A 20,332-nucleotide genomic window follows, 5' to 3' on the forward strand; every position below is an offset into this window, starting at 1 on the left:
ACGGGTTCGGCCTCCGGCTGTTCGAGTCAGCCGATGTCGGGAACGAGAACGTACAGCCCCGCGACCTGGCCTTGAGGGTTGTGGGCGACGCGGTAGCGGGGTGTCACGCGATGTCCTTCCCGCCTCTCGCTGGAAGGGGATCCGGCGACGGGCCGCGGTCGGAACAACGGTGGTCCAGGGCGTCGATCGTCCGTGGCGCGGCTAGGGCCGCTGGTGGCGGGACGGGCGGCGCAGTTGGGTGATCCGGGCGGCGCCGACCACCATGGTGAAGATCGCGGCGCCCGACGCCGGCGATCAGCAGGGCCAAGGCCAGCGGCAGGGTGCCGTGCATCCACAGGAAGCTGACCTCGACGCTGCGGGTGTTCTGCAAGCATGAAGACGATCAGCACCACGAACAGCAGCGCGGCAACGCAGATCCCGAACCAGGCGGCGCCGGTGCGGGTGAGCGGCACCCGAGGTGTCGGCGATGTCATGGACGGGCCGTCCGCGGCCTGCGGCGACGCCGTGTGTGCCGGTGCGGCGAGCATCCCACGATCAGGATGACGCCGATTCCGGATACTTCGATCGCAGGCCTATTCGGCGCGGGACGCTCATCGGCCGGCAGCGGATCCGTGGGTGTCCAACGGGGCTGCGCCGTCCACAAGGTACGCCGCCTCCCAATCTGCCACCACGCCTCTGCCACCACGACTGCGGGGCGACCGGCGACGCCGGCTGAGCAGGTCCCAGGTCGCGGACCGCCGGTAGCGGGTAGCGCTGGCGTATTGACGTCTGCCTGGTTCGGTATCGCGCAAACCGTTTAGGAATCAGTCGATGGGGAACCCGACAGTGTGGGCCGCCCCGGCTTGCGGGAGATTGGCCCACCATCAAGGAGAGCGTCATGGGCGTTGTCGCCTGGATCGTGCTCGGTGCTGTCGCCGGCCTCATCGCCGAAAACCTCACCGGAAAGAAGGCCGGCCTGCTGCTGGCCACCGTCATCGGGATCGTCGGTGCCCTGCTCGGTGGGTTCCTAGGCAAGGAACTGTTCGGAGTGAAGACTCTGGACACGTTCTTCGACCTGAGCACCTGGGTCACCGCGATCATCGGCGCCGTCGTGCTGTTCCTGCTGTTCGGTGCCGTCCGGGGTCGCGGCGGACGGACGCGGCGCTCCGGCGGCGGGTGGCGTAGCCGCAGTAGGACAGCCTCTGGCCGCCGGAGCCGCTGGTAGCAGGTGGAACGAGGTCACGTTCCTGGACTGCACCGGTCTTGCCGCGCTGGTCGCGGTGCGCAACGCCGCCGTCCAAGCCGGAGGCCAGATGCGGGTCAGCCACCCGCAACCCATCGTGCGTCGGGTGTTGGAGGTGACCGGACTGCTGGCCGTGTTCACCGCCCCGACGATCGTGCCAACGCCGACGGGATCCGGACGCCCGTCCAGGCTCGCACCTGCCCTGGCGGCTGTGACGCAGCCGCCCGACCTGATGGTCGCCGCCTGAGCGATGTCCTGATGGCACTGGCTGATCGCCGCCCCTGCGACCGGAGGGTGGTCGCAGGGGCTATGGCCGCTGTGGCCTCGGCGAGGAAGCAACGACGTGCCGGGTGGCTGGGCTGGCGGCGACGTCATAGTAGGCGTCCCTTCCCGGGGGACGCTCACTGGACGGCACCCCCTTTGGTAGGGGCGACGCACCGCTGTGGGCGGGTTGTTGCACGTCAGCCGCGGCGGTAGCGGGCGTCGAACAGGCAGTAGACGCCGAAGCAGGCCAGCCCGGCGGCGACGAGCAGCAGCAGCGCGGTGCCGTAGGCCTGCGCGGCGAGGGTGGTGAGGGCGGCGTCGAACCCGACCTTCTTGTCCGGGCGGTAGCTGGCCGCCATGGTCACGATCAGGATGCCGATGATGGCGTACGCGACGCCGAGCGCGGGGTAGCCGACCTGTCCCAGCCGGATGGCCGCCCGACGGGTGGTGGGGTTGGCGGTGGACAGGTCGAGATCCGCGGTGAACGTCTTTCGCACCCCGCGGTGCACCAGCATCGCGGCGACCACGATCAGGGCGACGCCGGCCGCTCCTACCAGCAGTTGCCCGAGTGGAAGGGCGAGCACCCGGGCGGTGAAGGTTTCCTGCGTCTGCCCGGAGGAGCCGGCGCCGCCGGCCGCGAGTTTCCCGGCGCTGAGGGCCAGGACCCCGAACACCACCGCTTCGACGACGCTTTCGATCCGTTTACGGGTGCGCTTGTTTGGCGGTCGTATCCACCGCAGGCCCACCGCGGCCTCGCCGAGCTGCCACAACACGAGCGTGGCGAGCCCGACCGTGATGGTCCAGAGCAGTACTTGCCCGCCTGGCTGGGCGGCGAGGGTTTGCAACGCGCCGCCCTTGTCCGGCTTGGCGCCACGGGCGTCGAGCGCGACCTGTACGGCGAGGTAGGCGATCGTGAAGTGCACCAGCCCGTACGCGGCAAGACCTACTCGGCCGACGAGCTGAAAGTACTTGTTTCGGGTCGTCTGCCGCGCGGCGTCTGCCGCGACGTGACCGGCCTGGGCTACGGGTGCCGCCACAGTGGACCTCCAGGGGTGCGCATCTGATCGTGCCGGTGATGCGTCGCCCGGGGTCCGGGGGTCGACCATTGCCGTTGTGCCGTCCAGGTGACCGGACGGCGGGCCGGGGAAGGTGCTGGCTGCGTTCAACATGGACGCTAACAGTGGCCGCCGGCACGCGCGAGCCGAGGCGGGAGAAGGTGCGGGCCGAGCATGGCGGTGTCGTCGCGCGCCGCTGAGTGCTGCCGGCTGTCCACAAGCGGCGTAGTGTTGATCGCAGAGTTGGCTGGACACGCCGACGTTCCAGTCGGCGTTCGCGCTGACATTTCGTTGCCGCCCGGACCCCGCGGTCATTTGATCAGCGAATCCGGCGCTTTCAGCAGAGGCGCCGTCCCGGCCGGCTCACCCGCGGCGTGTCCCCCGTAACGAGCGTCGACCAACATGACCATGCTCGCCGAGCCACCCTCGATCATCGCCACCTTGACCCACCCCGGGACCACGCGTACCGGACGCCTCCTCCGCCAACGCGGTTACCCGCCGGCCGACGATGTCGTGCCGGGCATCGCGGCTGCCGCGGGGTCGGCTGGCCGGCGACGCCCGGCCGGCAGTTGGCCGCTTCACGCGCACCACTCCTTACGAGGTCATCGAATCTTTGCCAGGTGTGGTCTCCACCCGGCCCCACGGGGTGTCCATGCTTCGCAGCATGGTCACCGCCTCCTCCCAGGACTTGTCGTCCGGATAGAGCTCGCTACGCAGGTAGGCCCAGACCAGGGCGCGGAGCGCGGCGACCCGCTCGGGGTTCTCGTCGGTGGTCTCCGCCGCGTCGTAGGTGCTGATGCCGCCGAAGCTGTGCCCGGCTCCGTACAGCCACAGCAGGCTCTTGCGGCCCGGGCCCAGGCGGTAGGCGTCGGCTCGCCAGTCCTTGCGCTCGCTGAAGTACTCGTTGGTGTCGTCGTCGCTGGTGACGACCAGCGCCGGTGTGGTCATCCGGTCGAAGCGGGTGGTGCTCAGGATCGGCCAGTGCTCGGTCGCGTACGGCGCGAGGTCGTCGCCCAGGCCGGGCGCGCCGAGGAGCACACCCGCCCTGATCCGCTGGTCGGGCAGGTAGACCCGCGAGCCGTCGACCGGGTGGGTCAGTGTCGCGCCACAGAGCATCCCCACGGTGTGCCCGCCCATCGAGTGGCCGACCGCGGCGATGCGGCCATGGTCGATACGCCCGCCCAGACCTGGCACGGTGGCCTCGATCCGGTCGAGGTGGTCGAGGATCGTGCGCACGTCGTCGACCCGGGTACGCCAATAGAGTGGCGCCTCGAAACTGTCGGCCTCGCGCAGCCCGAGTGTCATCGAGTCCAGGTGCGTGGGCTGGATGACGACGAAGCCGTGTGCGGCCCAGAAGTGCGCGACCGGACCGTATCCGTACAGCGAGGACACGAAGTTGGACGGGCCGTTGCCGTGGGACAGCACGATGATCGGCAGTTCCTCCCCGGCCTCGGGGGCGGAAACCTTGATCTGTAGGTCGACGGCACGGTCGGAAACAGGTATGGCCATCGGGCCGTAGGAGATGACAGGACTGGCCTGGTTGACCGGGAAGCCGGCGGCTTCGCTGAAGGCGTCGCTCATGCCCATAGCCTGCGCGCCGAGTGCCGTACGTTGAATGGTTGTTAGTTCGTAATTCTTGTGCGAGAGTACGGGAATGGCTGTTGACGGCCTCTCCGCGGTGGTTGACCTGGTCGAGGTCCGCGGAGTGTTGTCCGGCGGGTTCGCCGCCCGGGGACGGTGGTTCACGCGCGCCGAAGTGCACCTCCCGCTCAAGTTCCTCGCCGTCCCATTCGGGCAGGTCCGCCTCACCACCGACGGCCTCGACACGCCGCTGACCCTCCAAGCCGGCGACGTCGCGATCCTCAACGATCGGTCGTGGCTGCGGCTCGACGGCGGCACAGGCGACGAGCCGCCACGCGAAGTCATGCCGGACGAGCACTTCTCGTTCGCCGTCGACCGCGAGCGCGACGACGTGGTCGTGGGCGGCCGCATCGACCTCAGTTCCGCCGGCCGGGCGCTGCTACTCAACGCGCTCCCGCCCGTGGTACACATCGGACCGTCGACCCCGGCCACATCCTCGTTACGCGGCTGCGTACACCGCATCGTCGACGAAATGACCAGCACCAAGCCCGGTGCCGCCTTCGCGATCCGCCAGCACGGCCAGCTCCTGCTACTCGAAATCCTGCGCACCTTCATGAGCACCAACGACCTGCCACCGGGCTGGCTCGCGGCCCTACGCGACGAACGCCTCAGACCGGCCCTCGACCTCATGCACGACCGCCCGGAACGCGCGTGGAGCTTGCACGAACTCGCCCGCGCCGCCGCCATGTCGCGCACCACGTTCGCCGTGCGCTTCCGCGAAGTGGCAGGTACGCCGCCGCTGACCTACCTCACCCGGTGGCGCATGCTCCTCGCCCAGCGGGCCTTACGCGATGGCAACGTCCGGATCGCATCTCTCGCAGCGAAGCTGGGCTACGCGTCGGAGGCCGCGTTCAGCACAGCGTTCAAACGCGAGGTCGGCGAAGCACCACTACGCTTCAAAAGCCACTTGGCGACCGGCACCCGTCCACCTGCTACCGCAGGTGCATGACGCGACCGGAGCCCTGAGCTGGCGGTAACGGTCGCTGGTCACAGCGCTCATCGGTGGATCGTGGACCGCGGGCGTGGCAGCGGAGGCCGGGGGTTTCGGCGAGCCCTGGCGAGCCGCCGGCCGCAGCGGTCTCCGGCGGGAGCGGCGGTCCGCAGCTGACGCGAATCCGGGAAACCTGTCTCGACAGGACCATGCGTTAGCCTCCTCCGCGTGGATCACTGCGACGAGTGCGGTTTTACCTACACCACCATCGCGGCGGAAGATCTGCCTCGCCGGCTGGAGGCAGCCGGCCCCCGGTTCGTCGCCACCCTCGCCACCATTCAGCACCCGCGCCGTCGTCCCGCCCCGTCGGTCTGGTCGCCGTTGGAGTACACCTGCCACGTCCGGGACGTCCTCCGGGTACAAGGCGAACGCCTGGCTCTCGCGTTGCGAACCGACAATCCGCAGTTCACGCCGATGGGCCGCGAAGAGCGAGCAATGCAATACGCCTACAACGACCAGGACCCGCAGACCGTGCTGACCGAGCTGGCGGAGGCCGCGAATGATCTGGCGCACGCCTTCGGCGCCCTAAGCCCACCGCAGTGGAACCGCACTGGCGTATACAACTGGCCAACTGTCGAGACACGCTCGATCCTCTGGCTCGGTAGGCACACCGTCCACGAGATAGAACACCATCTGATGGACCTCACACGCGGCCAGTCCGCCACGTGACGATCCGACGTCCGAACTGGCTACCGAGCCAGCAACAGATCACCCACCATGAACCCATCCTCGCGACCGGCCGGTGCACGCGTGTGGGGATCAACCCTCGTCGTCGTACGCGCTCTCGGGCCGCAGAGCCTGCACGAAAGACACGAAGTTGGGCGCCAGCACTGTTATCCGGTAGTCCCACTCCTGATCGACGTGGACTACTCGCGGCTCGCCGTCCGGGCCCACGTCGCGGTAGTCGAAGGCGATCATGTCGTGTCCCGCGGACGGGCAGGTGCCGAAGTACACCCCGATCGCCGGGTAGGCCCATTCGTCGATCCAGAACCGGCTGCCGGCTTCGCCCGCCAGTGAGTAGCGCTTCGCCCGTCCGATCCCCATGATCCCGTCGACTGCGACATGATCCTCGGCCCAGGTGGTGCGGCTCGGCGCTGGGCAGCACGCGTGGTGCGGCATTCCGCCGTTGTGCGACCGCATCAGCGCCACGTACGACGCCGGTAGCCGGTAGCCCAACTCCGCCTCCACCGAGGCGATCAGTGCGGTCGACGGAGCCGCGCCGACATAGGCGTCAAGCGCGTACTCGGTGTCGACCCAGAACGCGTCCATGTCAACGCCCGGGAAGATGCGCTGAACAGGCCCGTCGAACATGCGACTCCTCGCGGCGTCAAGCCGATGGTGTGTCAGGCTCGGGATTCGCCTCGCCCCACACCAGCATCGCGTACAGGATGTCACTGAGGCTGTATCCCTGCTCGGTCAAGGCGTACACCACTCGTGGCGGCACCTCGGCGTGGATGGTACGCGTGAGGATGCCCTGGTGCTCGAGCATCCGTAGCCGATCGGTGAGGGTCTTGGCGCTCGGCATGCCGAGGGCGGCCCGGAGCTCACCAAAACGCTTCGGCCCGCTCAGCAGTTCGCGCACCACCAGGGTGGCCCATTTGCCGTCGAGCACCCGCAGCGTCCGCTCGACTCCACAGCCGGATTCCTTCGCGCCGAGCAGCCGCGCCAGCCGCTCCCGGCCAATGGTTTCCATGGGGAAACAATATAACGTCTTGGGTACTAGTTGGGTTTGGTAACTATGGTCTCGCCCATGAGCGAAACCACCATCGTCGTCCACGGCGCCACCGGGACGCAGGGCCGCGCGATCGTCCGCGCCCTGCGCGCGGCCGGGCACCGGATCCGCGCTGTGGCCAGGCATCCGCGGGCAAGCACCGACCCGGCCATCGAACCCGCCGCGGCCGACCTGCTCGACCTTGACGCGCTCGTCGCCGCGTACGCCGACGCCGACGCGGTCATCGTCCAGCTGCCACTGCACTTCGCCGCCGACGCGCTGCGGCAGGCCGACGTCGTCCTCACCGCGCTCTCGAAAGCCGGCGTGGCCCGTGCGGTCTTCAACACCGGCGGCGTACTCCCGGCCGACCCGGTCGGCGTACCGTTCGTCGACGCGAGGCTCCGTCTCGCCGCACGCTTGCCCGACGCGGTACCGGTAGCCTCGGTGGTCGCGCCGGCCAGCACATACCTGGAAAACCTCGTGGCTCCCTGGTCGCGGATCCTGGTGCACCGCGACGGCGAGCTGCGATACCCACTCCCGGCGCACCTGGCGAACCCGTGGGTGGCGGCCGACGACCTCGGCGCGGTCGTCGCCGACCTCACTGTGGCGGCGGCGCCACCGACCGCGCGATACGTGGCCGGTCCCTCCGCCCTGACCGGTCCGCAGGTCGCCGCCGAGGTCGAGGGCGCGCTCGGCCGCCGGGTCCGCTGGCACACGATCGAGCCCGACGAGTACGCCCGGATGCTGACACCACATGTCGGGCCAGCGACGGCAGCGGGCATCGCGGCCGCGTACGCCAACCCCGCGCCGCAGGCGGACCCGTCCCTCCTCGTCCACGGCCCGACCACCGTCCGGGCCTGGGCCGCGCGGCAGGACTGGACCACGTGAACCACCGACGGCCCGCTCCGCGCCGACCACTTCCTGGACCCGCCGCTCAGGGTCGGCCGGCGCCCCGCCGGTGTCGGTAAACGGCACGCACGCCGACGACTAACGCGCCGACGATGAGCAGGAGGCCGACGAGCACCAGGCCCCTCAGTCTCCGGTGGTCTGACCGCGGACGACCTGGCCGTCGGTGTCGACCAGGCCGCGCACGAGCTCCGGGGGCAGGCCATGCGTCTCGTGCAGATCCTGGTAGTCGCGGTCGGTGAGGGTGCCGCGCGACAGCCGCCGCGACACCACCCGCCGCCCGCGCCGCACCAGGTCGTGGAAGCGGCGCTGCTCCTCCAGCAGCACCCGGCGCACCGGCTCGACGCCGGTGGACAGTCCGAAGTGGTCGACGGTGTGCTCGACCGGTCCGGATGGCAGGTCCACAAGCGTACGGGTCGGGTCTTCCCGCCACAGCACGGTCAGCACCCGCCGGACCAGGCGGCGCAGCACGTACCCGCGTCCGGTGTTCGACGGGCGTACCCCGTCCCCGACGACCACAATGGACGAACGGAGGTGGTCGCAAACGACGCGGGTGGACGTCTCGTCGAGCCGCCACAGCACCGGCACCGTCGACATCCATGGCTCGAAGACGTCGGTTTCGTACACGGAGTCCTTGCCCTGTAGCACGCAGAGCAGCCGCTCCAGCCCCAGTCCGGTGTCCACGCCGGGCCGGGTCAGCGGCCGCAGCGTGCCGTCGCCCAGGCGCTCGTACCGCAGCCCGACGTGGTTCCACACCTCGACCCACCGGTCGTCGGTGGTGGGCGTACCGCGTGGCGGCGAGTCGCCGGTCCACACGAAGATTTCCGAGTCGGGGCCGCACGGGCCGGTGGGACCGTTGGACCACCAGTTCTCCTCGCCGGTCAGCTCGACCGGCAGGCCCAGCTCACCCCAGGTCCGCATCGACTCGGTGTCCGGTCCGACCTGGCCGTCGCCGCCGAACACGGTGACGTGCAACTGGCCCGGGTCAAGGCCGAAGCCGTCGCGGAGCAGTTCGAGGCCCCATCGCAGGCTCTGCGGGCCGTCGTAGTCGCCCAGCGACCACGAACCGAGCATCTGGAACACGGTGAGGTGGGTGCGGTCGCCTACTTCGTCGAGGTCGGTGGTGCGCAGGCAGCGCTGAACGTCGACGAGGCGGGTGCCCTGCGGATGGGGGCGGCCGGTCAGGTACGGCGTGAGCGGGTGCATGCCCGAGGTGGTGAAGAGCACGGGATCGCCGGGCGGCGGGATGAGCGAGCTGCCGACGACGCGGCGGTGGCCACGCTCTTCGAAGTACTCGATGAAGGTGCGGATGGTCTGGTCGACATGCATGGCGATGGCCTTCCGTGCATGGCCGGACGGCGCGCACGGCGGTGCCTGGACACGAAACACCGGCGAGCCGATCTCGGCCGCCGGTGGGTGGGATTGCGGAGGTCAGGCAGCGGCGACCGTCGAGCTGGTAGCTCGCGCGGCCGTCACGGTCGTGATCCTCATGCGTCGACGGTAGCGCGTAAGGCACAGCGACGCCCGACATTTGTCCCTCCCGCGCCAGCGCCGAGGAGCGGAAGTCAGCCGTTCTTTCCCGACGACCAGGCCCAGGCGTGGCTGACCGACAACGTCCTGGCCGAGCAAGGCATCACGCCGGATGGCGGCGACTTCGCCGCCATCCACCGCGCCCGCAACGCGCTGTTCGGCGTGTGGGCCAACGCGGCACACCTGCTCGCGCAGGGACGTCCCGACGAGGAGGTCGGGGGCTACCTGTGTCGTTGGGGGCTCCTGTCTGAGGCCGACGCGGAAGGTGCGCTGCGGTCGCTGCGCGGCCCCGGCATGCAGCTCTACACCCTCGGCTACTACCACGGATGGCGACTGGTCGGCCGCTGGCTCGACGCCCCCGACCGCGATGACCGGATCCGCCGGCTCCTCACCGAGCAGCTCCTTCCTTCTGACCTACGCTGACGACCACAGGTGAGCACCGCCGACACCCCACACTCCTGTCTCAGGACTGGCCGATATCGGTTAAGCACCAAGTGCTTACTGTTGACGCATGCCACAGCGGAGTTATGAGGACGCCTGCGGTACCGCTTTGGCCATGGACGCCGTCGGCGAGCGGTGGGCCCTGCTGATCGTCCGGGAGTTGATCTTTGGTCCGAAGCGTTTCCGGGATCTTCGGGCTGGGCTGCCGCAGCTGAGTCAGAACGTGCTCAGCCAGCGCCTGCGTGACTTGGAGGAGAACGGGATCGTCCGGCACACCCGGTTGGGTCCGCCGGTCAGCGCGCAGGTCTACCAGCTGACCGACCGCGGCCGTGAGCTCGAGCCGACGCTCATCGCCCTCGCTCGCTGGGGCGCGAAGCAGCCGGCGCCGAAGGACGCGCAGATGAGCACCGACTCGTTCATGTTGATGCTCAAGGCCCTCTATCGTCCGCAGAGCCCTAGCGTCCCACCGACGACCGTTCGCCTGCACATCGCAACGGACACGATCGAGGTGGAGGTCGGACCGGCGGCCGTCGACGTCACCCGGGGCGCGACCGCGAAGCCCGACGTCACCATCACGTCGAGCGTGGCCGTGCTGCGCGAGGTCATGTTCACGGATCGCACGCTGGAATCGGCCGCCGAAGCCGGCGATCTGGACCTCACTGGGGACCCCGCGGCCGCTGCCCACTTCTTCACTCTCTTCAGGCCGCCCGACTGATCATGTCCGTGTTGGTTCGGTGACAAGCTCGAACTCGGCGCGCGGGGTTTCAACTCCATTGACCTGGAGGGAAATGGCGTGCGGTCCGGCGTAGTAGCGCCGCGTTGTGATGGGTCGGAAGGAGTGCACGCGCCGCACTTCGATGCTTTCCCCCGGGCGCACCGTGCCGGTCGTCAGTTTGAAGGTCTTCGGAGCCTGCGTGCCGTTCGCCTTGTTGTGGTGCACCACGTAGTCGACGGCCACGCGTACGTCCTCGCCACCGATGTTGCGGATCGTCCCGTGGACTTCGATCGCGTTACCCATGGCGACGAGGCTGCGGTCAAGGTGGGGGCCGTCGATGTCGAGCGATGCGGCCGCGGCTGGGAATCCCAGCAGGGACAAAGCGTCGGGGTGGCCACGCTTGACGAGGGTGCGCAGCCCGTGGCGGACTACGGCGGTCGTGTGCTCGTCGGGATCGGCGAGCCATCGCGCTGCCGTGTCGACGACCAGCTTTGGGTGGTCGCGGCTAATGTCGTTGAGATGGTTGGCGACCGAGCGGCGCACGTAGTCGCTGGGATCACGGTAGAGGGCGTCGAGGATCGGTACCGTGACGCCTTCCCGGCGGATCAGCTCGTTTACGCGCACCGCCCAGGGCAGGTACGGCCGCGTGCCCTCCGAGGCCAGACGGCGGGTGGCGACGTCATCGGAGGCGGTCCAGGACAGGATCGTCCGCAGTGCACGGTCGAGATCGTGGCGCAGGAGCGAGCGGATGGCGAACTCTGACGTCAGCAGCCCGGTCAGCTCCGCAAGCAGGCTCATGGCGTCGTCGAGCACCGTCGACCCACCGTCCTCCACAGCCTTGGCGGCGACCGCGGTGGTTACGGGCCAGATCATCCATCCGCTGAAGTCGGCCGCCACATCGCGCGCAGTCCGCACCACGTGGGCCAGATCCGAGTAGCTACCTGGGATATCGGCAAGCAGAGCGTCCCGTAGCACGTCCGCGCGAGCGCGGAGTGTCAGGCCGTCAAGTTGACCGGGCGCTCGCCGCAGGTGCGGCAGCGGCGCTTCGGGGGCGGCCGATCCGATGGCCTGCGCGAGGCGCTCCGCGGTGACCGCGCTGATGAGCTGGTCGGCGAACGGCATTGTCTTCCTCTCTTCGGTGGCGCAGGACGACGTTACGGCGCCGCTCCGACAGATCTGGCGGTGCGGGAATAACAGCCCGACAGGTAGCGCTGGCTAACTCATTGGTCCTTACTTAGGACCAGACGATACCTGTTCAGGAGGAACTGTGACTGACCTGCTCACCAAGGTTCTGGACGCCCACGGAGGGCTGGACCGCTACCGCTCCATCTCGACCATGACGCTGGACATCGAGTACAGCGGGCCCTTCTGGGACTTCAAGGGTCATCCGGACTTCGCCGGTACCGAGCAGGTGGTTGCCGACCTGCACTCGCAGAAGATCAGCCAGCGGCGGCCGGATGGGCGCACGGTGGAGTTCGACCGCGCCAAGAGCCTTGTGACGGTGACCTCGGCGGACGGGACGATCCTCGACAAGCTCGAGAATCCGCGAGCGACCTTCGAGGGATACACCAGCGAGACCAAGTGGGGCCTTGCCCAGATGGCCTACTTCCGCTGCTATGCGACGTGGCACTACCTGCCCGAGCCCTTCCTCTTCGCATGGCCCGGAGCCTCAACCGAGGAAGTCGCACCGTGGGTGGAGGACGGGCAGAGCTGGCGCGGACTCGATGTCACATTCCCTGACCACGTCGACACACACAACGAAACCCAGCGGTACTACTTCGACGACGACGGTTTGTTGCGCCGCATGGACTACCAGCCGGTGGTCAACGGCTACTCCCCCACGGCTCACTACGTGACCGCGCACACCAAGATCGACGGCTTCGTCGTCCCGACGAAGCGCAACATCTACATCCGCCAGGAGGACGGCACGCCGGATCGGTCGTGGATTCCGATCGAGCTGACGCTGAGCAACATCTCGATCAAGTAGTCACCCCCGTGAGGACGCCGGCCGCGTGCCGACGCGGTCGGTGTCCCCCGCCTTGGAGATCAGCCGTCGGCATCCTCGGCCGGCAGGGTGTGCCAGATGTTGAACGCCACCGACGCGGCTCCCTGCGCGTCTCCGGCCGCCATGAGTTCGATCAGCCGCGAATGAAGTTCGACGGACGCGTGCCCATCCGCGCTGAAACGCAGCCGCTCCGCGCGGCGTACGAGGGGATCGAACTGGTCGAGCACGGTTTCGAGCGCTTTGTTGCCCAGCGCGGTGACCGGAATCCAATGTATCTCTTCGTCGGCGTCGAGTGCCGCGTCGACATCGCCCGAGTCCACCGCCTCGGCGAAGCGGCGATTGGCCTCCCGCATGCGATCGATGTGCTCTTCGCCAAGCCGGCCCGTTGTCTGGCGAACGGCCAGTTCGTGCATCGCGGCGATGACGTCGCGAGCGTCCCGTACCGCCCCCGGATCGATGGCGCTTACCCTCGTCGATCGGCCGGGCAGTGCCACCACCAGACCGCTGGCCCCGAGGCGTAACAGAGCCTCGCGCACCGGAGTGCGGCTCACTCCGAGCCACTCTGCGAGCTCACCGTCTTTGAGCTGCTCCCCTGGCAGGAAGGTGCAGTCGACGATGGCGTCGCGAAGGCGCCGGTAGACATCGTCGCGCAGGAGGGAGCGGTCCACGGCCGGGCCGCTCGATGGGATCGGCATGCAACATATTGCACACATTGTGCCAGTGGACACAAGTCGGCATGATCCTTGTCGAGTCCTTCTGCATGCAATATATTGCATGCAGAGACGGCGACCGCCGGATCACTGAGGACCCGCCTGGGAAGCCGGCGCGGCGACGGAAGGAAGCTCCTCATGAGCACCACCGGTCAAGAGATCAAGAATGTCGTGCTCGTGCACGGCGCGTTCGCTGATGGTTCGGGTTGGCGCGGTGTGTACGACAAGCTGACGGCCCAGGGCTACCGCGTCACGATCGTGCAGAACCCACTGACCTCGCTGGAGGACGACGTCGCGGCGACCACAAGAGTGCTCGACCAGCAGGACGGCCCGACGATCCTCGTCGGCCACTCCTGGGGCGGCACGGTGATCACCGAGGCGGGAGTTCACCGGAACGTCGCCGGACTTGTCTACGTGTCGGCACTGGCGCCCGATGCCGGCGAGACCACCGCCCAGCAGTACGAGGGATTCGGCGCGACGCCCGACTTCGTCATCGACGTCGGCGCGGACGGATACGGCTTCCTCAACCCCGACAAGTTCAAGGCCGGGTTCGCCGCGGATGTCAGCGACACCGAGGCCGCTTTCCTTCGCGACTCGCAGGTACCCATCAATATGGCGGTGTTCGCGACGCCGGTGAAGAACGCCGCCTGGCGCGACAAGCCGAGCTGGGCCGTCATCGCGACGGACGACAAGTCGTTCGACCAGGCAATGCTTCAGCACATGGCCAAGCGCATCAACGCGAAGATCACCAACGTCCCGGCCAGTCACGCGGTGTACGTGACGCAGTCCGGCGTCGTCTCCGACGTGATCGTCACCGCCGCGCAAAACGCCGCCGGCGGCGCTCGCTGACCACTTCCACCCCGGGCCGGCTCGCACGTGACACGTGGGCCGGCCCCGAGCTCTGTGGAGGGTGACCGCATGTCCACCACGTCGTTTGAAGTGGCGCTGTGGATCGAGCTCCTCGCCGCAGGACTCGGCGGCCTTCAGGGTGCCCTGTTCGCGGCAGGCGAGAGGCATCGCCGCATCGACGTGCTCGGCGTCATCGTCATCGGGCTCGCCGTATCGCTCGGGGGCAGCCTGCTGCGCGACATAGTGCTCAACCAGCCGCCCGTCGTGGTCTGGCAGAACTGGTACCTGCCGGTGGCCGGCGCCTCGGCGGTCCTGGGCATGGTGCTCCAACCGGTATTCGCGCGAGCGGACTGGCTGATCACCGCGCTGGACGCGGTCGTCATGGGACTGTTCGGCGCGATCGGGGCCTCGAAGGCGCTGTCTCTCGGCGTCGGCGAAGCCGGGGCACTGGTCGTCGGGGTCATCGGAGCGATCGGAGGCGGGATGCTGCGCGACGTCATCCTGAGCCTGCCGATCTCCGTTCTCCAGATCGGCACCCTCTATGCCGTCGCCGCCGGCGCGGGGGCCGGGACGCTCGTCCTGTTGACCGGATTCGGCACACCGACCCTGATCGCGGGTCTCGGCTGCCTGGTCGTGACCACGTCCCTGCGTCTGGCCGCCGTTCGCTTCGGCTGGACGTTCCCCGAGCAGCGCACCGTACGGCCTCGGCGTCCGAAAGGGCCGTCAGCTCCCAAAGGTTTCCTCTGAGACCGCGAAGGCACTCGCCTAGCGGCGAATCCCACCACCGGCCGGGCACACTGTCATCGGCCATGAGCGGATGTTGAGGCCTGAGTCTCGGCTGCGGCGGAGCGACCGGGCGACCGGCTATCGAGGGCGGAGGGGTGTGGGTGGTGGGCGGCCGGGATGAGCTGGTCAGTGGGTTGGTGGAGGAGATGCCGCGGTACATCTCCGCCGCGGTGCGGTTCCAGGTCGCGGTCGCTCATCAGTTGGACATGCCGGTCTCCGATGTGCACGGGCTCGCCGCGTTGTTGGAGACCGGGCCGGTCGGGGTCAGACGGCTGGCCGATCTGATGGGCATGACCACGAGTGCGGTGACCCGCCTGGTGGACCGCCTCGAGCGGGACGGGTACGTGCGGCGGGAGCCGGATCCCGCGGACCGGCGGCGGATATTGGTGCACATCGTGCCGGAGCGCATCGCGCGGGTCGCCCGGTTCTACGAGCCGCTGAACCTTCGCTGGCAGCGGCAGATCGGCCAGTACTCCGACGCCGAGTTGCGTTTCCTGCTCGGGTTCCTGCGGCGGGGCCGCGAGGACGCCCAAGCGGAGACCGTCAACCTGCGGGCCGGTGGCCGGCAGCACGGCACCCGGGGCCGCCGTGTCGGGCATCCGCCCGCTGGGGGCCGGCCCCTAGAGAACGATGGGGGCACACCCTGATCCATCCCGGATAGCTGCTGCAAGCACTAGCTGCTCGCAGCAGCGACTGTTTGACTGGGCGCCACAGCCAAGGCCTTTGGCACTCGTCGGTGAAGGGATTGGGGCATCCATGAACGTGCGACGTTTCCGGTTCGGTCCGTTGGTCGCCGCGTCGGTCATCGCCATCGTCGCGTCGACCGCATGCGGCTCGGACAACGGCGCGGGACAGGACACATCGGCGCCGCCACCGGCGAGCGCGAGCGTGCCGTCCGCGGCCGACGAGACCGCCGTCCGGGGCTTGCTCGACAAGATCAATGAGGCGTGGGCACGTGGTGACGCGACGGCGTACGCATCGTTCCACACGGCCGATGCTGATCTGATCGACTTCCGCGGCACCCACGCCGCCGGCAGGCAGGCGATCATCGACCTGCTCCAGCCAGCTTTCGACGGCGTGCTCAAAAACAGCAGGGTCGAAGCGCGGATCGTCGACCTGCGCTTCCTGGCCTCCGATGTCGCGGTCTTCCACACGGAGGGCAAGATCGTGCCGATGGGCGACAACTCGATCCAAACGTTCGTGGCCACCAAGGGTCCGGACGGATGGCTGATCGCCGCGTTCCAGAACACCCGTATTCAGGCCGGAGGGTGAGCGATGGCGTGCCTGCGCCGGACCTTCACGCGCCTAAGCGTCCAAGTACCCGGCTCGCGCCGCCGACGGCAGGCGTGAGCTGCCATCGGCGACGGAGCGTGGGGCTTTGTGGCTTTGGACAGCGGCGTCGATGGCGGTGCTGCGGAAGTTGTCGGCCTCGGCCGGATCCGCCTGCTTGAGCAGACCGACGGCCTGGGTCAGCGACGGCAACTGTCGGCGTCCCGCCTGACGCGGCCCTGCCACCGCCCTGACACGACCCCTGACCCGGTGTCCGCGCGCGTTCGCGCGCACCGGGATGCTTGCCGTCAGTCGTCGATGGCCTGGTAGAGCGTGGTCCAGAAGTCGTGGAAAGCCCATGCCGAGTTCGGGTTGGATGCCCCGACCTGGGTGAGCAGGATGCCGATCAGGTCCTTGTCCGGGTCGGCGTAGGTAGAGGTGCCGCTGCCGCCGTCCCAGCCGAATTGACCGATGGATGCGTAGTCGCCGCGGTAGGTGCGTACCGCCATGCCGAAGCCCCAGCCGCCGTGCTGGCCTTGGCCGAACGAGATGTTGACGTTGTCGCGGGCCAGGGCCGTGCGGGCGGCCAGTTGCTCGGGCGTGAGACGGTTGGTGGTCATCAGCTCGACTGCCGGCCGGGACAGGATCCGTTCGCCGTCCTGGGTGCCGCCGTTGAGCAGCATCCGGAAGTAGGCGTGGTAGTCCGCGACGGTGGAGACCAGCCCACCGCCGCCGCCGGGGAACGCCGGGGGCTGGCTCCAGCGTCCGCTGGCGGGCTCGTCCCAGACGGTGAACTCGCCGGTCTGCGGGTCGGGGGCGTACAGGATCGGGAACCGGTCGATCTTTTCGGCAGGTACGTGGAAGCCGGTGTCCTTCATGCCCAGCGGGTCGAAGACGCGTTCGCGCAAGAACTGTTCGAACGGCTGGCCGGTGACCCTGGCGACGAGCACGCCGAGCAGGTCGTTGCTGATGTGGTACTGCCAGTGTTCGCCGGGCTGGTGCATCAGCGGCAGCGTGCCGAGGCGGCGCATCCACTCGTCCGGCTCGGGCACCGGCACCGGCAGATTCGGGGTCAGCCCCTCCTCGAAGACCGCGGTCATGATCGGCGTGCCCAGCGCCGTAAAGTCCATACCCAGCCCGAATGTGGAGGTCAGGAGGTCCCGTACCGTGATCGGCCGCCGGGCCGGCACGGTGTCATCCAGCGGGGCGTCGATCCGGGTCAGTACCCGCCGGTCGGCCAGCTCGGGCAGCCACGGCTCGACCGGGTCGTCCAGCCGCAACCGGCACTCGTCGAGCAACACCATCGTGGCCGCGACCGTGACCGGCTTGGACGTGGAAGCCATCCGGAAGATCGTGTCCGGTCGCATCGGCGGTCCACCGCCGTGCCGCATCGTCCCGATCGCTTCGACGTGCGTCTCGTCACCCCGGCTGACCAGAGCGACGAGCCCGGGAATCCGGCCCGACTCGACATGCCGCGCCAGCACCTCCCGTAGCCTGTCCAGTCCCGTTTTGGAGAAGCCGACGTTGCCTTGTCCCATCATGAATCTCCCTTGCGTGCGGCGTTCGGCCATGAAGTCCGATTTCGGCGTGGCCGCGGGAAGGCCGGCGCCGCCCACAGCGTGCGGCGGGCTTGTCTGGTCGATCAACGACGACTTCCGCATCGACTCATAACGCGTCGGTTATCGCGAGCCGGCGGGAGAGTGCGGCATCGGCCGCCTCGCTTGAAGCGGCAGAGCGCGTTACGCGGTCTGCCGCGCGTCAGTGGCGGCTTGGACGAACGCACGGACCAGCAGAGTCTCGTCGGTCCTGCGCCACACCAGCGCATACCGCAGGATCGGTCCATCGGTGAGGGGTACGAAGGTGATGTCGCCGCGCCGCCGGGTGGCTGCCGCGTCCACCCCGATGGGAGAGACGACGCTGCCGCTGGCGATCGCCGTAAACGCCTCCTCGAGGGTGGCGACCGCGATTTCCCGCCGGATGGGCCGGCCGGCCGGTGTCGCCGACGGGGTGTGCGCCTCCCACACGTACTCGGGGATGGGCCCGTCCGGGTACACCACCGGGTGGTCGCCGAGAGCTTCCATCTCGACCTGTTCGCGACCGGCCAGCGGATGATCGGAGGCGACGGCAAGCGTCAGTTGCTCGGTATGCAGCACCGGCCCAACGGCCAGGTCAGGCTCCCGGACAGGCAGCCAGACCATCGCGACGTCGACCCGGCCGGCACGCAGCCCACCGAACGGGTCGGTGGGGAGTATCTCGCGCATGCGCAGCTCGCACTGCGGATGCCGCTGCCGGAACAGATCGAGGACGCCCGCGATCCGATGGTGCCCGCTGGCCATCGTGCCAATGGTCAGGGTGCCGACCTGCCCGCGAGCGGCGGCCGCGGCCTCGTCGATGCCTGCCATGATCTCGCCGTAGCCCGCGTCGAGCCGGTCGCGTAAGCGCTCGCCGAGCGGCGTCAGTCGTACGCTGCGGCTGGTCCGCTCGAACAGGGCGCCGCCGATCCGGCGCTCCTGCTGCTTGATCGACTGGCTGACCCGCGCCTGTGAGATGCGCAGGCGTTCGGCCGTACGCCCGAAGTGGAGCTCCTTGGCCAGCGTCAGGAAGATCTCGATGTCTCGCAGCTCCACCCGGGCCGTCTCCCTCTGGTCACGACGCGCGCGGATCATCGTCCTGACCGGCGCAACCTGGAAGTTTACGGCCATGGCGACGGCCAGCCGCGACCTGTGGCGGCCACCCGTCGGCTCGAACGATAACCGGTGGGTTATGCGGCGATTCGATCTTTCGCATTGTTCCGCGCAGACGGTCCGGGCGATCGTGGGTGCCATGAGCAAACCCGTGATCGACACCGTGACGGTGTCGCATCACCTGGGGAGCTCGCAGTGGCAGGCTGTGTCACCAGGCGGCTCCGTGGTCGGGGTGGCCACCCTGAGGACGACCATCCCTCTCGGGCACGCTCTTCTGCTGCCTCCGGTCCGAGCCACGAAGCCGGCCGCCCCGGAGCTGAGCCTGTACGTGGAGCCGCGGTGGCGCCGCCGCGGGATCGGCTCCCTGCTGCTGGCCGCCGTCCGGCAACAGGTCAGCGAGCCACGTCTTGTCGCGGACGTACCCGAGGGCTCGCCGGGTGAGGCATTCTGCCGGCGGCACGGCTTCCGGCAAACCCGATCCAGGCGCCACGATCTGCTCACCTACGGCGATGTGCACCGGGCCTGGCTAGGTGAGCTGGTCGACGCCGAGCACCCCGGCTACCGCCTCACCCACTGGACCGGCGACCTGTCCGACGCACCCAATGTCGAAGAACTGCTGCGCAGCCCGGACCGCCCCGGCAACGCACTGCTCACCGCCGCGGACACCAACGGCGACCTGGCGGCCTACGCCGTGGCGGTCGTCGACGCGCTCTTCCAACCCCGAGCTCGCCAGTACGGACCGACCGTGCTTCCCGAGCATCGCGGACGGCGGCTGGGCCGTTGGGTCAACGCCGCTCTGATCCAGCGACTGCGCGAGGTCCACCCGTACGTCGACGAGATCGAAACCGCCGCCGAGGACGATCCCCACCTGGTCGCCCTACACGAGCACCTCGGCTTCCGCTTCTTCCGGCGAACTCACCTCTACGAACTCGCCCTGCCGTAACGCTCTCCTCGGGCCCGCACGACGGCCCAGCGTTCGTCAGCGCGTGAAAGCCGTGGTTGAGGTGGCCCGCCGGCTGCACGCGCGGGCCTATCGTGCCGGTATGAACGAAGACCCGCCGACGAGGACCACCTTCGACTTCGAAGCGTACGGTCGTCGAGTCCGTGAAGGACCATGCTTCGTCTGCGCCTTCGTCGCTGGCCGTCCCGACTACCAGCACCACAGCGTCTACGAGGATGAGCACACCATCGCGTTCCTCACCCGCTACCCGACGCTGCTGGGATACTGCCTCGTGGCACCGAAAGCACACATCGAGAGCTGGGTACATGAGATGGCGGAGCTGGAATTCCTCCGCTTCCAAAGCGTGGTCCACAAAGTTGCCCGCGCTCTGGCTGCCACGGTGCCTACCGAGCGGATGTACTCAATGAGCCTGGGCAGCCGACAAGGCAACGCCCATCTGCACTGGCACCTCGCACCCTTACCTCCCGGAGTGCCGTACCACCAGCAACAGTTCCACTCCCTCATGGCCGAAAACGGCGTTCTCGTAGTCGACGACGTCGCTCAGGCAGCGCTGGCACAGCGCATACGAGATCAACACTGAGGCGGGGGCACA

At 68.6% G+C, this 20,332-nt stretch carries 25 protein-coding genes; 15 read left to right on the forward strand and 10 right to left on the reverse strand.

The annotated features are described in order from the left end of the window. The first annotated feature begins 372 nt into the window (after positions 1-372). From ACTMTJ_RS08665 to ACTMTJ_RS08675, 3 genes are all read left to right on the forward strand, one after another. A complete protein-coding gene (locus ACTMTJ_RS08665; RefSeq protein WP_441215603.1) occupies positions 373-543 on the forward strand; it encodes a hypothetical protein in 171 nt (56 codons plus the stop codon). Positions 544-877: 334 nt separating this feature from the next. Further along, on the forward strand, positions 878-1,204 hold the full coding sequence (locus tag ACTMTJ_RS08670; protein ID WP_441215604.1) for a GlsB/YeaQ/YmgE family stress response membrane protein: 327 nt from the start codon (positions 878-880) through the stop codon (positions 1,202-1,204). After that, complete coding sequence (locus ACTMTJ_RS08675) at positions 1,110-1,469, forward strand: STAS domain-containing protein (RefSeq protein WP_441215605.1); 360 nt, start codon at positions 1,110-1,112, stop codon at positions 1,467-1,469. Before ACTMTJ_RS08670 ends, ACTMTJ_RS08675 begins: the two co-directional genes overlap by 95 nt. Before the next feature lie 214 nt (positions 1,470-1,683). On the opposite strand, the gene ACTMTJ_RS08680 is transcribed toward ACTMTJ_RS08675, so the two are convergent. From ACTMTJ_RS08680 to ACTMTJ_RS08690, 3 genes are all read right to left on the reverse strand, one after another. After that, positions 1,684-2,523, reverse strand: a complete 840-nt coding sequence (locus tag ACTMTJ_RS08680; RefSeq protein WP_441215606.1) for a DUF1206 domain-containing protein — start codon at positions 2,521-2,523, stop codon at positions 1,684-1,686. Between the two features lie 329 nt (positions 2,524-2,852). Beyond that, entirely contained in the window at positions 2,853-2,981 is a 129-nt protein-coding gene (locus tag ACTMTJ_RS08685) for a hypothetical protein (protein WP_441215607.1), read from the reverse strand. Between the two features lie 154 nt (positions 2,982-3,135). Beyond that, positions 3,136-4,122: an alpha/beta hydrolase family protein gene (locus ACTMTJ_RS08690; RefSeq protein WP_441215608.1), complete on the reverse strand. Its 987-nt coding sequence runs from the start codon at positions 4,120-4,122 to the stop codon at positions 3,136-3,138. A 73-nt stretch (positions 4,123-4,195) separates the two neighbouring features. Between ACTMTJ_RS08690 and ACTMTJ_RS08695 the strand changes: the two genes are divergently transcribed. After that, positions 4,196-5,131, forward strand: a complete 936-nt coding sequence (locus tag ACTMTJ_RS08695; RefSeq protein WP_441215609.1) for an AraC family transcriptional regulator — start codon at positions 4,196-4,198, stop codon at positions 5,129-5,131. A gap of 210 nt (positions 5,132-5,341) precedes the next feature. Then, positions 5,342-5,842 (forward strand): DinB family protein, encoded by a 501-nt coding sequence (locus ACTMTJ_RS08700; protein WP_441215610.1) that lies wholly within the window; start codon positions 5,342-5,344, stop codon positions 5,840-5,842. 90 nt (positions 5,843-5,932) lie between these two features. Here the strand turns inward: ACTMTJ_RS08700 and ACTMTJ_RS08705 are convergent, their stop codons facing one another. Continuing rightward, positions 5,933-6,484, reverse strand: coding sequence for an SMI1/KNR4 family protein (locus ACTMTJ_RS08705; protein ID WP_441215611.1), 552 nt, complete (start codon positions 6,482-6,484; stop codon positions 5,933-5,935). Between the two features lie 16 nt (positions 6,485-6,500). Then, positions 6,501-6,866 carry a winged helix-turn-helix transcriptional regulator gene (locus tag ACTMTJ_RS08710; RefSeq protein WP_441215612.1) on the reverse strand — a complete coding sequence of 122 codons (366 nt, stop codon included), beginning with the start codon at positions 6,864-6,866 and terminating at the stop codon, positions 6,501-6,503. Between the two features lie 57 nt (positions 6,867-6,923). On the opposite strand from ACTMTJ_RS08710, the gene ACTMTJ_RS08715 reads away from it, so the two are divergent. After that, the gene (locus ACTMTJ_RS08715; RefSeq protein WP_441215613.1) at positions 6,924-7,772 is read left to right on the forward strand and encodes an SDR family oxidoreductase; all 849 of its coding nucleotides are present in this window, start codon (positions 6,924-6,926) and stop codon (positions 7,770-7,772) included. A 144-nt stretch (positions 7,773-7,916) separates the two neighbouring features. On the opposite strand, the gene ACTMTJ_RS08720 is transcribed toward ACTMTJ_RS08715, so the two are convergent. After that, positions 7,917-9,119: an alanine--tRNA ligase-related protein gene (locus tag ACTMTJ_RS08720; protein WP_441215614.1), complete on the reverse strand. Its 1,203-nt coding sequence runs from the start codon at positions 9,117-9,119 to the stop codon at positions 7,917-7,919. 18 nt (positions 9,120-9,137) lie between these two features. On the opposite strand from ACTMTJ_RS08720, the gene ACTMTJ_RS08725 reads away from it, so the two are divergent. Together ACTMTJ_RS08725 and ACTMTJ_RS08730 are read left to right on the forward strand one after the other, a co-directional pair. Beyond that, positions 9,138-9,743 carry a hypothetical protein gene (locus ACTMTJ_RS08725; RefSeq protein ID WP_441215615.1) on the forward strand — a complete coding sequence of 202 codons (606 nt, stop codon included), beginning with the start codon at positions 9,138-9,140 and terminating at the stop codon, positions 9,741-9,743. Positions 9,744-9,876: 133 nt separating this feature from the next. Next, positions 9,877-10,476: a winged helix-turn-helix transcriptional regulator gene (locus ACTMTJ_RS08730; protein ID WP_441215616.1), complete on the forward strand. Its 600-nt coding sequence runs from the start codon at positions 9,877-9,879 to the stop codon at positions 10,474-10,476. Here ACTMTJ_RS08730 and ACTMTJ_RS08735 read toward each other — a convergent pair whose 3' ends face one another. Further along, on the reverse strand, positions 10,477-11,598 hold the full coding sequence (locus tag ACTMTJ_RS08735) for a hypothetical protein (protein WP_441215617.1): 1,122 nt from the start codon (positions 11,596-11,598) through the stop codon (positions 10,477-10,479). Positions 11,599-11,743: 145 nt separating this feature from the next. Between ACTMTJ_RS08735 and ACTMTJ_RS08740 the strand changes: the two genes are divergently transcribed. Further along, complete coding sequence (locus ACTMTJ_RS08740) at positions 11,744-12,463, forward strand: hypothetical protein (protein WP_441215618.1); 720 nt, start codon at positions 11,744-11,746, stop codon at positions 12,461-12,463. Positions 12,464-12,522: 59 nt separating this feature from the next. Here the strand turns inward: ACTMTJ_RS08740 and ACTMTJ_RS08745 are convergent, their stop codons facing one another. Beyond that, complete coding sequence (locus tag ACTMTJ_RS08745; protein WP_441215619.1) at positions 12,523-13,176, reverse strand: GntR family transcriptional regulator; 654 nt, start codon at positions 13,174-13,176, stop codon at positions 12,523-12,525. A 153-nt stretch (positions 13,177-13,329) separates the two neighbouring features. Here ACTMTJ_RS08745 and ACTMTJ_RS08750 point away from each other — a divergent pair, with 153 nt between their 5' ends. From ACTMTJ_RS08750 to ACTMTJ_RS08765, 4 genes are all read left to right on the forward strand, one after another. Next, on the forward strand, positions 13,330-14,040 hold the full coding sequence (locus ACTMTJ_RS08750; protein ID WP_441215620.1) for an alpha/beta fold hydrolase: 711 nt from the start codon (positions 13,330-13,332) through the stop codon (positions 14,038-14,040). A 69-nt stretch (positions 14,041-14,109) separates the two neighbouring features. Continuing rightward, positions 14,110-14,787 carry a trimeric intracellular cation channel family protein gene (locus ACTMTJ_RS08755; protein WP_441215621.1) on the forward strand — a complete coding sequence of 226 codons (678 nt, stop codon included), beginning with the start codon at positions 14,110-14,112 and terminating at the stop codon, positions 14,785-14,787. Between the two features lie 143 nt (positions 14,788-14,930). Further along, positions 14,931-15,473: a MarR family winged helix-turn-helix transcriptional regulator gene (locus ACTMTJ_RS08760; RefSeq protein WP_441215622.1), complete on the forward strand. Its 543-nt coding sequence runs from the start codon at positions 14,931-14,933 to the stop codon at positions 15,471-15,473. Positions 15,474-15,549: 76 nt separating this feature from the next. After that, positions 15,550-16,098 (forward strand): SgcJ/EcaC family oxidoreductase, encoded by a 549-nt coding sequence (locus ACTMTJ_RS08765; RefSeq protein ID WP_441215623.1) that lies wholly within the window; start codon positions 15,550-15,552, stop codon positions 16,096-16,098. Positions 16,099-16,403: 305 nt separating this feature from the next. Here the strand turns inward: ACTMTJ_RS08765 and ACTMTJ_RS08770 are convergent, their stop codons facing one another. Both ACTMTJ_RS08770 and ACTMTJ_RS08775 read right to left on the reverse strand, forming a co-directional pair. Further along, the gene (locus tag ACTMTJ_RS08770) at positions 16,404-17,633 is read right to left on the reverse strand and encodes a serine hydrolase domain-containing protein (protein ID WP_441215624.1); all 1,230 of its coding nucleotides are present in this window, start codon (positions 17,631-17,633) and stop codon (positions 16,404-16,406) included. Positions 17,634-17,834: 201 nt separating this feature from the next. Beyond that, on the reverse strand, positions 17,835-18,920 hold the full coding sequence (locus ACTMTJ_RS08775) for a LysR family transcriptional regulator (protein ID WP_441215625.1): 1,086 nt from the start codon (positions 18,918-18,920) through the stop codon (positions 17,835-17,837). Between ACTMTJ_RS08775 and ACTMTJ_RS08780 the strand changes: the two genes are divergently transcribed. Continuing rightward, positions 18,919-19,722: a GNAT family N-acetyltransferase gene (locus tag ACTMTJ_RS08780; RefSeq protein WP_441215626.1), complete on the forward strand. Its 804-nt coding sequence runs from the start codon at positions 18,919-18,921 to the stop codon at positions 19,720-19,722. The genes ACTMTJ_RS08775 and ACTMTJ_RS08780 overlap by 2 nt on opposite strands. 100 nt (positions 19,723-19,822) lie before the next feature. Continuing rightward, positions 19,823-20,320 (forward strand): HIT family protein, encoded by a 498-nt coding sequence (locus ACTMTJ_RS08785; protein ID WP_441215627.1) that lies wholly within the window; start codon positions 19,823-19,825, stop codon positions 20,318-20,320. Positions 20,321-20,332 lie beyond the last annotated feature (12 nt).

The organism is Phytohabitans sp. LJ34 (genome assembly GCF_052068095.1).
Lineage (GTDB): Bacteria > Actinomycetota > Actinomycetes > Mycobacteriales > Micromonosporaceae > Phytohabitans.

Bases quoted from the DNA above. Each gene is read 5' to 3' on its own strand.
- ACTMTJ_RS08745 (WP_441215619.1), bottom strand. From the start codon at position 13,176: ATGCCGATCCCATCGAGCGGCCCGGCCGTGGACCGCTCCCTCCTGCGC.
- ACTMTJ_RS08725 (WP_441215615.1), top strand. From the start codon at position 9,138: ATGGCCGGACGGCGCGCACGGCGGTGCCTGGACACGAAACACCGGCGA.
- ACTMTJ_RS08715 (WP_441215613.1), top strand. From the start codon at position 6,924: ATGAGCGAAACCACCATCGTCGTCCACGGCGCCACCGGGACGCAGGGC.
- ACTMTJ_RS08780 (WP_441215626.1), top strand. From the start codon at position 18,919: ATGAGCAAACCCGTGATCGACACCGTGACGGTGTCGCATCACCTGGGG.
- ACTMTJ_RS08670 (WP_441215604.1), top strand. From the start codon at position 878: ATGGGCGTTGTCGCCTGGATCGTGCTCGGTGCTGTCGCCGGCCTCATC.
- ACTMTJ_RS08735 (WP_441215617.1), bottom strand. From the start codon at position 11,598: ATGCCGTTCGCCGACCAGCTCATCAGCGCGGTCACCGCGGAGCGCCTC.
- ACTMTJ_RS08750 (WP_441215620.1), top strand. From the start codon at position 13,330: ATGAGCACCACCGGTCAAGAGATCAAGAATGTCGTGCTCGTGCACGGC.
- ACTMTJ_RS08770 (WP_441215624.1), bottom strand. From the start codon at position 17,633: ATGGGACAAGGCAACGTCGGCTTCTCCAAAACGGGACTGGACAGGCTA.
- ACTMTJ_RS08710 (WP_441215612.1), bottom strand. From the start codon at position 6,866: ATGGAAACCATTGGCCGGGAGCGGCTGGCGCGGCTGCTCGGCGCGAAG.
- ACTMTJ_RS08720 (WP_441215614.1), bottom strand. From the start codon at position 9,119: ATGCATGTCGACCAGACCATCCGCACCTTCATCGAGTACTTCGAAGAG.
- ACTMTJ_RS08690 (WP_441215608.1), bottom strand. From the start codon at position 4,122: ATGAGCGACGCCTTCAGCGAAGCCGCCGGCTTCCCGGTCAACCAGGCC.
- ACTMTJ_RS08730 (WP_441215616.1), top strand. From the start codon at position 9,877: ATGGACGCCGTCGGCGAGCGGTGGGCCCTGCTGATCGTCCGGGAGTTG.
- ACTMTJ_RS08755 (WP_441215621.1), top strand. From the start codon at position 14,110: ATGTCCACCACGTCGTTTGAAGTGGCGCTGTGGATCGAGCTCCTCGCC.
- ACTMTJ_RS08785 (WP_441215627.1), top strand. From the start codon at position 19,823: ATGAACGAAGACCCGCCGACGAGGACCACCTTCGACTTCGAAGCGTAC.
- ACTMTJ_RS08775 (WP_441215625.1), bottom strand. From the start codon at position 18,920: ATGGCACCCACGATCGCCCGGACCGTCTGCGCGGAACAATGCGAAAGA.
- ACTMTJ_RS08705 (WP_441215611.1), bottom strand. From the start codon at position 6,484: ATGTTCGACGGGCCTGTTCAGCGCATCTTCCCGGGCGTTGACATGGAC.
- ACTMTJ_RS08695 (WP_441215609.1), top strand. From the start codon at position 4,196: ATGGCTGTTGACGGCCTCTCCGCGGTGGTTGACCTGGTCGAGGTCCGC.
- ACTMTJ_RS08665 (WP_441215603.1), top strand. From the start codon at position 373: ATGAAGACGATCAGCACCACGAACAGCAGCGCGGCAACGCAGATCCCG.